Annotated in this window: 13 protein-coding genes; 3 read left to right on the top strand and 10 right to left on the bottom strand. The window is 59.9% G+C overall.

Annotated elements, in window-relative coordinates:
* Window positions 1–530 precede the first annotated feature (530 nt).
* The gene (gene aroG, locus HWE01_RS02690; RefSeq protein WP_088755959.1) at window positions 531–1,604 is read left to right on the top strand and encodes a 3-deoxy-7-phosphoheptulonate synthase AroG; all 1,074 of its coding nucleotides are present in this window, start codon (window positions 531–533) and stop codon (window positions 1,602–1,604) included.
* Window positions 1,605–1,745: 141 nt separating this feature from the next.
* On the opposite strand, the gene HWE01_RS02685 is transcribed toward aroG, so the two are convergent.
* The 4 genes from HWE01_RS02685 to HWE01_RS02670 all read right to left on the bottom strand — a co-directional run bounded on the left by HWE01_RS02685 (window position 1,746) and on the right by HWE01_RS02670 (window position 4,151).
* Window positions 1,746–2,096, bottom strand: coding sequence for a hypothetical protein (locus tag HWE01_RS02685; RefSeq protein WP_157174192.1), 351 nt, complete (start codon window positions 2,094–2,096; stop codon window positions 1,746–1,748).
* A complete protein-coding gene (locus HWE01_RS02680) occupies window positions 2,093–2,776 on the bottom strand; it encodes an alpha/beta fold hydrolase (RefSeq protein ID WP_034350026.1) in 684 nt (227 codons plus the stop codon). The genes HWE01_RS02685 and HWE01_RS02680 overlap by 4 nt, the downstream gene beginning before the upstream one ends.
* Complete coding sequence (locus HWE01_RS02675) at window positions 2,773–3,309, bottom strand: PAAR domain-containing protein (RefSeq protein ID WP_241821032.1); 537 nt, start codon at window positions 3,307–3,309, stop codon at window positions 2,773–2,775. The genes HWE01_RS02680 and HWE01_RS02675 overlap by 4 nt, the downstream gene beginning before the upstream one ends.
* A gap of 356 nt (window positions 3,310–3,665) precedes the next feature.
* Window positions 3,666–4,151, bottom strand: a complete 486-nt coding sequence (locus tag HWE01_RS02670) for a YajQ family cyclic di-GMP-binding protein (RefSeq protein WP_034333613.1) — start codon at window positions 4,149–4,151, stop codon at window positions 3,666–3,668.
* 135 nt (window positions 4,152–4,286) lie between these two features.
* Between HWE01_RS02670 and murB the strand changes: the two genes are divergently transcribed.
* Window positions 4,287–5,318, top strand: coding sequence for a UDP-N-acetylmuramate dehydrogenase (gene murB / locus HWE01_RS02665; RefSeq protein WP_241821031.1), 1,032 nt, complete (start codon window positions 4,287–4,289; stop codon window positions 5,316–5,318).
* A gap of 78 nt (window positions 5,319–5,396) precedes the next feature.
* On the opposite strand, the gene ppnP is transcribed toward murB, so the two are convergent.
* From ppnP to argF, 3 genes are all read right to left on the bottom strand, one after another.
* A complete protein-coding gene (gene ppnP / locus HWE01_RS02660) occupies window positions 5,397–5,711 on the bottom strand; it encodes a pyrimidine/purine nucleoside phosphorylase (protein WP_006463128.1) in 315 nt (104 codons plus the stop codon).
* A 42-nt stretch (window positions 5,712–5,753) separates the two neighbouring features.
* Window positions 5,754–7,088: an argininosuccinate synthase gene (argG, locus tag HWE01_RS02655; RefSeq protein WP_008326964.1), complete on the bottom strand. Its 1,335-nt coding sequence runs from the start codon at window positions 7,086–7,088 to the stop codon at window positions 5,754–5,756.
* Window positions 7,089–7,156: 68 nt separating this feature from the next.
* A complete protein-coding gene (gene argF, locus HWE01_RS02650) occupies window positions 7,157–8,071 on the bottom strand; it encodes an ornithine carbamoyltransferase (protein WP_008326965.1) in 915 nt (304 codons plus the stop codon).
* A 445-nt stretch (window positions 8,072–8,516) separates the two neighbouring features.
* Between argF and HWE01_RS02645 the strand changes: the two genes are divergently transcribed.
* A complete protein-coding gene (locus HWE01_RS02645; protein WP_502798416.1) occupies window positions 8,517–10,625 on the top strand; it encodes a TonB-dependent receptor in 2,109 nt (702 codons plus the stop codon).
* Between the two features lie 12 nt (window positions 10,626–10,637).
* Here HWE01_RS02645 and rsgA read toward each other — a convergent pair whose 3' ends face one another.
* From rsgA to HWE01_RS02630, 3 genes are read right to left on the bottom strand one after another with little or no spacing between them, the layout of a single operon-like run.
* On the bottom strand, window positions 10,638–11,585 hold the full coding sequence (rsgA, locus tag HWE01_RS02640) for a ribosome small subunit-dependent GTPase A (RefSeq protein ID WP_175343105.1): 948 nt from the start codon (window positions 11,583–11,585) through the stop codon (window positions 10,638–10,640).
* A complete protein-coding gene (locus HWE01_RS02635; protein ID WP_241821029.1) occupies window positions 11,585–11,941 on the bottom strand; it encodes a 4a-hydroxytetrahydrobiopterin dehydratase in 357 nt (118 codons plus the stop codon). The genes rsgA and HWE01_RS02635 overlap by 1 nt, the downstream gene beginning before the upstream one ends.
* Window positions 11,942–12,001: 60 nt before the next feature.
* Entirely contained in the window at window positions 12,002–13,285 is a 1,284-nt protein-coding gene (locus tag HWE01_RS02630) for a M48 family metallopeptidase (RefSeq protein WP_241821028.1), read from the bottom strand.
* Between the last annotated feature and the right edge of the window lie 91 nt (window positions 13,286–13,376).

Here is a 13,376-nt window from a genome sequence, read left to right as displayed (position 1 = left end):
TGGTGAAAACCGCCGGTCTCAGCGACCGGCGGTTTTTTTCATGTCGAAGGCGGGAAAATGTCGTCCCGAAGCAGGAAAAACTGACGTGGTCAGATCAAATCTTCACTTTTTTTGCAGGAATGCTACAGCCGACCGGGTACGCAGTGTTGCGCAAGGCTTGCGTAGTCGTTGATTTTTTATTGTGTAGATGGCGGTTTTTTTGATAATATTTGCAAAAATTATTCTATTGATGTGCATTTTATGAATAAATATTGCATTTGCAGAGCAACACCTCCTTTTCGTCTTGTTGCTTGCCAAAGCCCCTGATTTGTAGCACTATGAATGCCTGCTTCACTTAACCCATGACGCCAGACATGTCTTTCGCCCGCGCTTACTTTTATTTTTACTTTAGCTATTCCAGCCCCACGGCGGTGAAAAGCGGTAAGCGTTCGTAAAAAGACAAAACCGATTTCCTAAAAAACCGCCAGTGATGGCGGTTTTTTTTTGGTCAATATTCCAGCTGAATCTTTGCAGTACACCAGGAGAAAAAAATGCCGCGCACTGACGATCTTCGCATCCGAGAAATGAAAGAACTGGTCCCCCCCTCGCATCTCATCCGCGAATTCGCCTGCACCGAAAAGGTCGAGCGTACTACCGCTGAAGCCCGCACTGCGCTGCATCGCATCCTGCATGGCCAGGACGACCGCCTGATGGTCGTCATCGGCCCTTGCTCCATCCACGACACCAAGGCAGCCATGGAATATGCGCGCCGCCTGGTGGTGGAGCGTGAGCGTCACAAGAACGAGCTGGAAATCGTCATGCGCGTCTATTTCGAGAAGCCGCGTACCACGGTCGGCTGGAAGGGTTTGATCAATGACCCGTACATGGACAACAGCTTCCGCATCAACGATGGCCTGCGCGCGGCCCGTGAGCTGCTGTTGAACATCAATGATCTGGGCCTGCCGGCCGGTACCGAATTCCTGGACGTGATCAGCCCGCAATACATCGCTGACCTGATCAGCTGGGGCGCTATCGGCGCCCGTACCACCGAGTCGCAGGTGCACCGCGAACTGGCGTCTGGCCTGTCCTGCCCGGTGGGCTTCAAGAATGGTACCGACGGCAACGTCAAGATCGCCGTGGATGCGATCAAGGCCGCGTCGCAGCCGCACCATTTCCTGTCGGTGACCAAGGGCGGCCACTCGGCCATCGTCTCCACCGCAGGCAACGAGGATTGCCACATCATCCTGCGCGGCGGCAAGCAGCCCAACTATGATGCGGCCAGCGTGGAAGCCGCCTGCCAGGACATCGCCAAGAGCGGCCTGGCGGCGCGCCTGATGATCGATGCGTCGCACGCCAACAGCTCCAAGAAGCCGGAAAACCAGATCCCGGTCTGCGCCGACATCGGCCGCCAGGTGGCAGCGGGCGACACGCGCATCGTCGGCGTGATGGTCGAATCGCACCTGGTCGCCGGTCGCCAGGACCTGGTGCCGGGCAAGGAACTGACTTACGGCCAGTCCATCACCGATGGCTGCATCAACTGGGAAGAAAGCCTGCAAGTGTTGCAGGGCCTGGCGGATTCGGTCAAACAGCGCCGTTTGGTGGGGGATGAGCGGGACGCGGCTTGAGGCTTGTCGTTGAAGAGAGATTGAAGCGTCGGTGACTGCTGGCGTGAGGTTGTGAACAAAGCCTTGGTGGGAGCCAGGGCTTTGTTGTTTTGGGCCCGGCAACCTTTGTTCATGACGCTATCCGGTAAATTGCCGCGATTGTTAAGGAAAATGCGTTTTCAGCAGTATTTCAAGACCCGCAGAGAACAGGAAAAAAATTAGCCCAAATCCGACCATCAGGTTGATCGTTTTGCGCTTTGGTAGAAATCTTGGCGGGGTATCGTTTTTAACACATACCCAAAATGGTGAGACCGCCACTAATCCAATAATCAATAACTGAAACCAGAGTCCGAATCGAAAGCCCCATCCGGAAACATTTTGAAAGTGCCAGTTATTCGATAGTCCGTAAGAAATCGTTCCCCGCAGATAGTCTGGACCGCTCGCAGCAAACAACATGCCCCCAAGAAGAGCCAGGAAGCGAAGCACATTTGAAAAAAAGCTGTTTGGAATCATCGAAGGCCCTGTCGATATAAATAGTTTGCCAATTGCCTGCGGCGAAACTTCCCTTCGTCTGAGTTTGGCCTGTAATAGAAATGGCCAATGCCGCGTGTTGTGCCAGACGCTTCATCTTGTTTTTCCAAAGTTGATTTGGACAGGATCAAACGCCACTGGGACATGCCTGCGTAAATCGGGTCCTTGTGTTGGCGAAGGTCAATGATGAGCACTTTCTTGATGTTTTTATTCTGTTGAAGTTTCTCAAGAAAGTCCCCATCGATTGGAGAGGCGATCAACACCAAGTGATCGACGAGATGCCCGTTGCAAGCGTAGACATGAGCGGTGTGAGCCGCCATCAATGACCCGTAGGAATAGCCAATCAGGTTGAATTGCTCAGCGGGCACATTCTCCATACTTTCGATCATCCAAGATCGATCATCGCTGCGTCCCTCATAACGCAGATCAGTTGCAGAACGTGCAGCGTCCGGATACTCGCCATAGGTACGTTTTCCTATCCATATGTGCTTGATCCCAGCTTCTTGGAGGGCTGAAACTTGATCTTGTATGTAGGGGCCGTTTAATCCGGCACCACCCCAATAAATCGAACCTCGTGGCTTATTGACCCTGATGCGTACAGGCTCTGAATCTGACTTTAACGTTAGCGCTGCTGTGACAACGACGATCGCTTGCGGAATCATGCAGAGGCTCCCTTGTAGCCTTCCGGCATGACTTCAATAGTGACTTCTGCGGCGTCGTCGGAAGATACTTTCTTTGTTCTCCCCTTGCTGTCGGTTTTACCCTCGCTAATTTGTCCGTTGCAAGTCATCCGGTAATAGCGATTGGCGAGAACCTGCCCGGTTTGTCCGTCTGTTAAGACGAAGTGCTGATCATACCCTTCATTCATTTTCCCAATCCACTCTCCCTCATCGTCTTGCACGAAGCGAGCTGGAATGTCCTCACCGTTCGCGTTGCCCACCCCATCAACCTCATTGAGCGTAGAAAGCAACGGACACCCGGCACTGGTCTTCATCCCATGAATAACCTGAGCCTGTCCATTGGTGAGCGTAGAGCGCGGAAAACCATCAGCAATGATGCAGTCCTTTCGGCAAGCCACCCGAGCCCCCTGAAAGGCATAAGCCCGCCCATGGCTGCGGCAAGTCTGGTCACCCTCAATCACCATCCCGCCGCAGGCGGCTTTATCGCCATAGCGAATCCAGCCGATGATCTTCATTTCAAACCTCCGTTGGAGGCGGGATATTCCCGCAGCTGCGACGAAGTTATGCCAATGGCGCAAGCGCCTTCTCGACGCGGATTGAGTCGGTCTCGGACTGCGAGGTGCAGCGTTTCGGGTTGCGTGTGTTCCATCTTTGCTCCTTCCGTCAGTTGGCAACTTGCCCAAACAGCCCATCAGCGCTCAATTCAAGAGACGCCGATATTTTTGGGTGGAAGGAGTGTAGATTTGGCGGCGCGGAAACCCGCTTGCCCTCAAGCAATCAGCTACGTTTTCTCGAATATCATCGAGCTGGCGCCAAAAACAAACGCCGGCAAAAGCCGGCGTTGTAGTCACTGCTGGAGGAAGCGCTCCGCTTAATCGCGGAAGTTGTTGAACTCCAGCGGAATCTCCTTGATCTCCTTGCGCAGCAGCGCCATGGCCGCCTGCAGGTCATCGCGCTTGGCCCCGGTGATGCGCACGGCGTCGCCCTGGATGCTGGCTTGCACCTTCATCTTGCTGTCCTTGATGACGCGCACGATCTTCTTGGCGTCGTCGCTTTCGATGCCGTTCTTCACCTTGATGACCTGCTTGACCTTGTCGCCGCCGATCTTCTCGATCTTGCCTTCGTCTAGGAAGCGCACATCGACGTTGCGCTTGGTCATCTTGTTGGTCAGCACATCGCGCACCTGGCTCAGCTGGAAGTCCGAGTCGGCAAAGGCGGTCAGCTCGCGCTCCTTCTGCTCGACGCGGGCGTCAGTGCCCTTGAAGTCGAAACGGGTGGAGATTTCCTTGTTGGCCTGGTCCACGGCGTTCTTGACTTCCACCAGGTTGGCTTCGCAGACGGTATCGAATGAGGGCATGGCTTGTTCCTTATGTTCTTGCAGCCGGCGAAGGCCGGCGTCCAAGCCGTGATTTTAACGGACTGGCGCCCCCGCCGCCATCGCCAGGCCGCTGACAGCGGTTTTGTCGCGCCTGGACGATATAATCCCATCCCTATGAGCACTTCTTCACTTCCCGTCCGGCACGACGTTTCGCTGCGCGCCCTCAATACCTTCGGCATCGAGGCCAGTGCCCATGCTTACCTGCCTGTCGACGACCTCCAGCAGCTCAGTGCACTGCGCCAGGACGCTGGCCTCATGGCCTTGCCGCGCCTGGTCTTGGGCGGCGGCAGCAACCTGCTGCTGACACAAGACTTCAGCGGACTGGTGCTGCATATGCAGGGTAGGGGCATAGAGATCACCGGCGAGGATGAAAACTTCATCTACGTGCGCGCCGCCGCCGGCGAGAACTGGCACGCCTTCGTCCAGTGGACGCTGCAACAGGGCCTGGGCGGGCTGGAGAATCTTTCACTTATCCCAGGCAGCGTCGGTGCCGCGCCCATCCAGAACATCGGCGCCTACGGCATCGAGATCAAGGACCGTTTCCACAGCCTGCAAGCCTTCGACCTGGTCAGCGGCGAACTGCTCACCCTCGACCGTGAAGCCTGCCGCTTCGGCTACCGTGACAGCATCTTCAAGCAGGAACTGCGCGACCGCGCCGTGGTACTGGCAGTGACATTCGCACTGCCCAAGCACTGGCACGCCAATGCCAACTACGCCGACGTGGCCCAGGCTCTGCAGGAGCGCGGCATCACTGAACCCGGTCCGCGTGACATCGCCGAGGCCGTCATCGCCATCCGTACCCGCAAGCTGCCCGACCCCGCGAAGATCGGCAACGCCGGCAGCTTCTTCAAGAACCCCATCGTGTCGGCCCGTCTGCGCGATACCTTGCTGGCGCAATACAACAACCTGGTCAGCTATCGCGTCGATGACGATCACTACAAGCTGGCCGCCGGCTGGCTGATCGACCGCTGCGGGTGGAAGGGCAAGAGCATCGGGCGTGCAGGGGTATATGAACAACAGGCACTGGTGCTGGTCAACCGGGGCGGTGCGACCGGGGCGGAGGTAGCCAGGCTGGCCAGGGCAATCCAGGAGGATGTGAAGGAAAAGTTCGGCGTGCAGCTGGAGCCGGAACCGGTCTTCATCTAGGCAGCCTCCCGGATGAAGATGTAAAAAAGCCGTCCAGTATCGCTACTGGACGGCTTTTTCGTTGAGGCGCCGATTGGATCAGCCGAAGTGGCAGACGTAATCCAGGGTCTCGGTCACTTCGATGTCGAAGCTGGAGTTGCCCGGTACGCTGAAGGTGGTGCCGGCAGCGTAGGTATTCCAGGCTTCTTCGCCCTTCAGACGCACGCGGCAGCTGCCGCCGTTGATTTCCATGATTTCCGGTGCGCCGGTGCTGAAGTTCAGCGAGGAGGGCAGGATCACGCCCAGGGTCTTCTTGCTGCCATCGGCCAGCAGCACGGTGTGCGAGACACACTTGCCGTCGAAGTAGACGTTGCCCTTTTTCAGGACGGTGACGTTGTCGAATTGAGTGCTCATCGAATCGCTTCCATTAAACGGTAAAGGTGAATCCAGCGGGAATTACTTTTCGTCCTTGCCCAGCAGCGGCAGCGACACGGCAGTGCTGGAATCGAGCAGGCCGGTGTTCTGGTAGATCGACAGCTTCTGGCGGGTGTCGGCGATGTCCAGGTTGCGCATGGTCAGCTGGCCGATACGGTCGATGGCCGAGAAGCTGCCTTCGCCCTTTTCCATGGTCAGGCGTTCCGGGTGGTAGGTCAGGTTGGGCGACTCGGTGTTGAGGATCGAGTAGTCATTGCCGCGACGCAGTTCCACCGTGACTTCGCCGGTGATGGCGCGCGCCACCCAGCGCTGGGCGGTTTCGCGCAGCATGATGGCTTGCGAATCGAACCAGCGACCCTGATACAGCAGGCGACCCAGCTTGCGGCCGTTGTCGCGGTACTGTTCGATGGTGTCTTCGTTGTGGATGCCGGTGACCAGGCGCTCGTAGGCGATGAACAGCAGGGCCAGGCCCGGGGCTTCATAGATGCCGCGGCTCTTGGCTTCGATGATGCGGTTCTCGATCTGGTCGCTCATGCCCAGGCCATGGCGGCCACCGATGCGGTTGGCTTCCAGGATCAGCTCGGTCATGCTGGCGAAGGTCTTGCCGTTCAACGCCACCGGACGGCCTTCTTCGAAGCGCACGGTGACCGTCTCGGCCTTGACTTCCACGTCATCGCGCCAGAACGCCACGCCCATGATGGGCTGCACGATCTTGATGCCGCTGTTGAGGAATTCCAGGTCCTTGGCTTCGTGGGTCGCGCCCAGCATGTTGGAATCGGTCGAGTAGGCCTTTTCCACCGACATCTTGTAGTCGAAGCCGGACTTGATCATGAACTCGGACATTTCCTTGCGGCCGCCCAGTTCGTCGATGAAGGTACTGTCCAGCCAGGGCTTGTAGATCTTCAGGTTGGGGTTCACCAGCAGGCCGTAGCGATAGAAGCGCTCGATGTCGTTGCCCTTGTAGGTGCTGCCGTCGCCCCAGATGTCGACGTTGTCTTCACGCATGGCCGACACCAACATGGTGCCGGTCACGGCGCGGCCCAGCGGGGTGGTGTTGAAGTAGGTGATGCCGGCGGTGGAGATGTGGAAGGCGCCGCTTTGCAGGGCCGCGATACCTTCATTGGCCAGCTGTTCGCGGCAGTCGATCAGGCGCGCCAGTTCGGCACCGTATTGCATGGCCTTCTTGGGGATGGCGTCATAGTCCGGCTCATCCGGCTGGCCCAGGTTGGCGGTGTAGGCGTAGGGGATGGCGCCCTTCTGGCGCATCCAGGTCAGCGCGGCGCTGGTATCGAGGCCGCCGGAGAAGGCGATGCCGACTTTTTGATTGACCGGGACGGATTGCAGGATGTTGGACATGATCTTGTCGTTGCGATGATTGAAGTGTTGAGCGTGATTCTTGCGATACGGTGGCGGGCAGGAGCGGCTTAATCGAAGCGGCCGGCCACCAGGTATTCCAGCAGGGCCTTTTGCACGTGCAGACGGTTTTCCGCTTCTTCCCAGACCACCGATTGCGGGCCGTCGATCACTTCGGCGGCCACTTCCTCGCCACGGTGGGCGGGCAGGCAGTGCATGAAGAGCGCATCCTTCTTGGCGCGCGCCATCTTGGCCTGGTCCACGATCCAGCCATCGAAGGCCTTCAGGCGGGCATTGTTCTCGGCCTCGAAGCCCATGCTGGTCCACACGTCGGTGGTGACCAGGTCGGCATCCTGGCAGGCATCGGCCGGATCGGCGAAGAAGGTGTAATTCTTGTTGCCCGGCGAGACCTGGGCCGGATCGATGTCGTAACCCTTGGGCGTGGAGACGTTGACATGGAAGCCAAACACCTCGGCTGCCTGCAGCCACGAATAGAGCATGTTGTTGGCGTCGCCGACCCAGGCCACGATCTTGCCCTGGATGCTGCCGCGATGCTCGATGTAGGTGAACACATCGGCCAGCACCTGGCAGGGATGCTGCTCGTTGGTCAGGCCGTTGATGACAGGTACGCGCGAATGGGCGGCAAAGCGCTCGATGATTTCCTGACCATAGGTGCGGATCATGATGACGTCGCACATGCGTGACATCACTTGTGCCGCATCTTCCACCGGTTCGCCACGGCCAAGCTGGCTGTCGCGGGTGTTGAGGTAGATTGCCGCGCCGCCCATCTGGTGCATGCCAGCCTCAAACGAGAGGCGGGTACGGGTTGAGTTCTTTTCGAACACCATCACCAGGGTACGATCGGCCAGCGTGTGATGGGGCTCGTAATTCTTGAACTTACGTTTGATCACACGGGAACGTTCGATCACGTACTCGTATTCATCAAGCGTAAAGTCGGAAAACTGAAGGTAGTGTTTGATTGCCATAAATAAAAACGGCGGCCAGTGTGGCGCCTGCCGCCGATAGTCGTTAACTCCTTAGATTATAAGGGATTCGGCTCAAAAAGATACCCGCAGTGCTTGCCTGAAAGAAACTCCTCGGCATCGGCCTTTTTGCGTCAAAGGTGAAGATCCGCGCACACCACCGCGTGGGCGCCTCGAATTCCTTCTATCCACGTGAAGAAACTTTTCGAAAACCGCATCCAGCTTTTTCGAGGAATGCTCACTAAGTGCGAGCGATCGGCCAAAGCCTCATCACAAATGAGAATTATTGCTATTTAGGCGACTAGAATCCGCAGCTTTCCATTGCCTGAAAGGAATAGCTGTCATGTCGCACACGTCTTCTTTGCCGAGTCGCCTGCGGGGTTTGCAGCGGTCTTGCTGCTCTTTCCTTGCTTCACCGCCGAAGCTGCGCACCTTGTCGGCGGCTCTGGTGGCCGCCTTGTTCGCGTTTCCCATACCTTCTTATGCCGCTGATGTGGCAGAAGAAGGCGAGGGGAGCGATGCCGCCCCCCTGCCTGCGATCGAGGTGCGCGGCCAGCGCAGCGTGCAGGATCCGCGTCCTGGTCCCTTGGAGAGCGCTACCCGCACCGCCACCGATGTGCGCGAAGTGCCGCAGACGGTGCAGGCGGTCGATGCTGCCCAAGTCCGGGCTTACGGTGGTCGTGGGCTGGCGGCCGCCTTGGTCGGGGTGCCGGGTGTGTCCAACGTCTCCGATACGCGCTTCGATGCCTTCCGGCTGCGGGGCTTTTCCAATGCGGGCGACACGCTTCTGGACGGCATGCGCGACGATGCGCAATACGTGCGCAGTCTGGGCAACATCGAGCGCATCGAAATCCTCAAGGGCCCGGCCGCCGTCCTTTACGGGCGCGGCAGTGGCGGCGGCGTGATCAACCGCATCAGCAAGCAGCCCACACGGGAAGACTTTGGCCTGGTGTCGGCCACCTGGGGCAGTCGCGGCCAGTTGGGCGCGGCGGTGGACTGGAATCGTCCGCTGGGAGCGCAATGGGCGCTGCGCATCAATGCCGGGCGTGAGCACGAGACGCACTTCCGCCATGAGGTGCGGGGCACGCGCCAATACTTCGCGCCCGCGCTGAAGTGGGAGTCCGGCCCTGACAGCTGGCTGCTGCAAGCCGACTACGACGAATACGACCGCATCCCCGATCGCGGCGTACCGGCGCGGGTCACGGCAGTCACGCGCAATGGTACGGCCCGTGCCTATACCTTGCCGGTGGCGTCCGATCGCACCTTCTTCGGTGCGGCCGGACGCGACTTCATTCGTGATACCAGCCTGAACCTGCGCTCCACCCTGATACGCGCTATCGCGCCCGACTGGAGCCTGCGCCAGAAGGTGAGCGTGTTCGATCTCAACAGCGACTTTGACAATACCTTCACCAGCCAACCCTTTGTGAGCGCGGGGCCCGATCTGGGGCGCGTGCAGCGCAGCCGCTTTCAGCAGAACCTGCAGCAGCGCAATGTGCAGGTCAATCTGGAAGTGCTGGGCAAGCTCGCCACGGGCGCAGTGCAGCACCAGTTGCTGGCCGGTGCCGAGTACGGCTGGCAAAAGCGCGAGCCCAGGCTGTGGATGGGCTCGGCGCGCCCGGTCTCCCTGACCGACCCGGACCAGCACGACAACGCAGGTTCGCTGCCGCAGCCCTGGCAGATGAACTATCACAAGGTGAAGACGACCGGTTTCTATGCGCAAGACCAGATCGACCTGGGCGCGCGCGTGAAGGGGCTGGTGGGCGTGCGCTGGGATCACTTCGAGGTGGATTCGCGTAGCCGCCTGCTCAAGCTGCGCAGCGAGCGCTCCAGTCATGCACTGAGCCCGCGCATCGGTGCGGTGTGGGAGGCACTGCCCGAGCATCATTTCTACGCTTCCTGGAGCAAGAACTACGCACCGGTCGGTGGCGACGTGATCGGTCTGTCTCCGGGCGCCAAGGGCAATGGCAACGACCTCGGTCCGCAATTCAGCCGCCAGCTCGAAGCCGGCGTCAAGAGCGACTGGCTCCAGCGCAAAATCAGCACCACACTGGCCTGGTTCGAACTGGAACTCTACAACCGCATCGTGCGCGATCCGGTACAGCCCGACGTATTCAGCCAGACCGGGCTGGAACGCAATCGCGGCATTGAGTTCAGCGTGGCCGGAGAGCTGGCGCGCCACTGGTTCGTGCGCGGTGGCTGGACCCGGCAGAATTCACGCGTCGTCAGGGCCGAGGCGCAACTGGCGGGCAAACGCCCGTCAGGGGTGTCGGCGCGCAACGGCAGCCTGTTCGTCGCCTATGCGCCTCCCCAGGGCTGGTTCGGCGAGACCGGCTTAGTCTATGAGGGCGCGCGCTTTGCCGATCGCGAGAACCTGCTCGAACTGCCTGGCTACGCCCGCTGGGACGCCATGCTGGGCTATCGCCTGGCACGGGCCGACTATACGCTGGCGATCACCAACCTGAGCAACCGCCGCTACTATGCCAGCGCCACCGGTGTGTCGCAGATCGCACCGGGCGCACCGCGTGCGCTGGTCTTCACGGCGGCCTACAAGTTCTGAGCGGCAGCAGGATCAGTACAAGGTCTGCGAAGACTCATGCACCAGCTGCGCATACAGCTGGTGCCGCATGCCCGCAATCTCGCCGGCCTGCACCGCCTCCAGCACCGCGCAGCCCGGCTCGTTGAGATGGTGGCAGTTGTAGAAACGGCACTTGCCCAGATACGGCGTGAAGTCGCGGAAGGCGCGTTCCAGCATGCCTTCAGACAGCTGGTACAGCCCGAACTCCTGGAAGCCCGGCGAATCGATGATGCTGGCTTGCTGCTCCATCTGGTACAGCCGGGTGAAGGTAGTGGTGTGCTTGCCGGTATCGAGCGCGGCCGAAATCTCGCGGGTGGCGATATCGGCGTCCGGCACGATCAGGTTGATGATGGAGGACTTGCCCATGCCCGACTGGCCGATCAGGATGGTGCTCTTGCCGGCCAGCAGCGGCATGAAGGCCGCGCGGGTTTCTTCCGGCTGTGCCTTGGCCGAGACTTCGTGCACCGGATAGCCCAGCCGCGCGTAGACCTGCAGGCGCTCGCGCGTCCTCGGCAGCGCTTCGGTGATATCGGTCTTGTTCAGGATCAGGTGCGCCGCCACGCCAGCTGATTCGGCGGCCACCAGCGAACGCGAGACCAGATCATCCGAAAAACTCGGTTCGGTCGCCACCACGATGAAGAGTTGATCCACGTTGGCCGCCAGCAGCTTGGACTTGTACTGGTCCGAGCGATAGAGCAGGGTGCGACGCTCGTCGATGCTCTCCACCACGCCCTGGTCGGCAGAGGTGCGCGCCAGACGAATATGATCGCCCACGGCCACGTCGCTCTTCTTGCCGCGGGTGACACAATTGAGTTTCTGTTCACCTGCCTGCACCAGGTAGTGACGTCCGTGGGCGGCAATGACCAGCCCCGGTTCCAGCTCGGCCTTGCCCGTTGCCGATCCCGCCCGTGCGCTGCGCGCACCTTGCTTGCGGACTCCCATCAGGCCGGTGCACGCTGGGCGAAGATGGCGTCGACCTTGGCCGCGCAGATGAAGTCATTGGCCGACAGACCGCCACGACCTTGATTGACGCTGTGGGTGTCGAACTTCACGCTGCAACGGTTGTAGGTGACGACCAGTTCCGGATGATGGTCGTCCGCGTGAATGATCCAGGCGATTGCATTGACGAAGGCCAGGGTCTCGTAATAGTTGCCGAAGGCAAAGCTGCGCGCCAGCTTGCCGCCCTCGATCGTCCAGTCGGGCAGGGCGGCCAGGTGGCTGGCGATGGCGGCCTCATCCAGTGCCTCGATGGGCTGGATGCAGCGGGAAGCGGCGAGGGTGCTTGCGGTGATGCTCATGGGGTTCTCCTGCGGCGGGCAATGTCATTCATGACGCCCGCCTTGAATACGATGAAAAATTTAGTGATTGCCGCCGGCTGCAGCCATCGCGCCATGCAGATGCTGGATGCGCAGTGACGCCGGCGGATGCGAATCATAGAAGGCCGAATGCAGCGGATCGGGCGTGAGGGTCGAGGCATTGTCTTCATACAGCTTGACCAGCGCCGAGACCAGGTCCTGCGCATTGGTGTGCTGCGCGGCGAAGGCATCGGCCTCGAACTCGTGCTTGCGCGAGGACAGCGACGACAGCGGCGAGAACAGGAAAGTGAAGATAGGCAGCACCAGCATGAACAGGATCAGCGCCATGGCATCGTTACTGCCCAGCAGCATCGGCTCCACGCCCAGGCCGGTGTAGAACCAGGCCTGGCCCTTCAGATAGCCCAGCAGCGCCAGGAAGGCCAGCGACAGGCCGAACATCACCACCACGCGCTTGACGATGTGCTTGAGCTTGAAGTGACCCAGTTCATGGGCCAGCACCGCTTCGATCTCATGCGGGGCCAGGCGCGCCAGCAGGGTGTCGAAGAAGACGATGCGCTTGCCCGAACCGAAGCCCGAGAAGTAGGCATTGCCATGCGCGCTGCGCTTGGAACCATCCATCACGAACAGGCCCTTGGAGGCGAAACCGACGCGCTGCATCAGGCCCTCGATGCGGCTGCGCAGGCTGTCATCCTCCAGCGCGGTGAACTTGTTGAACAGCGGCGCGATGAAGCTGGGGTAGATCACCAGCATCAGCAGCTGGAAAGCGCACAGCACCATCCAGGTATAAAACCACCACAACGCGCCGGCCTTCTCCATCAACACCAGCACCACCCACAGCAGCGGCAGGCCGATCACGGCGCCCAGCAGGGTTTGCTTGATCATGTCGCTGAAGAACAGGCCAGGGGTCATCTTGTTGAAGCCAAAACCGGCCTCCAGCCTGAACTGGCGGTAGTAGTCGAAGGGCAGGTCCACTGCGCCCGAAATGAGTCCGAAGCCGGCCACCAGCGCAATCTGGTACAGCATGCCCGGACCCCCGGTCCAGTCCAGCAGCAGGCTGGAGAGCCATTGCAGCCCGCCCAGCAGGGTGAAGCCGATCAGGACCGCGGCATTGACCAGCAGCGTCACCAGACCGAACTTGGTGCGCGCAACCGTGTAGTCGGCCGCCTTCTGGTGGGCCGACAGCGGGATCCTTTCCGCGAACTCGGACGGCACGGCGGCGCGATGGGCGATGACATGGCGAATGTGGCGCGAGGCCAGCCAGAAACGCACGCCCAGGCTGATGGCCAGGAATACGACGAACAAAACCGAAAACGAAAGTGAAGACATGCTGTCCCTGTGCGAAAATGGCGGAAGTTCGAGGCCCAGGCCCGCGATCTGCCCCAGCCGACGCCGGTGGCAGGCTTGCGCGCCGTGCCGT

The organism is Herbaspirillum sp. C7C8 (assembly GCF_022627875.1).
In the GTDB taxonomy this organism is placed as follows: domain Bacteria; phylum Pseudomonadota; class Gammaproteobacteria; order Burkholderiales; family Burkholderiaceae_D; genus Herbaspirillum.
The sequence above is the reverse complement of the archived record's forward strand: the minus strand, read 5'-3'. Positions and strand labels throughout refer to the sequence as shown.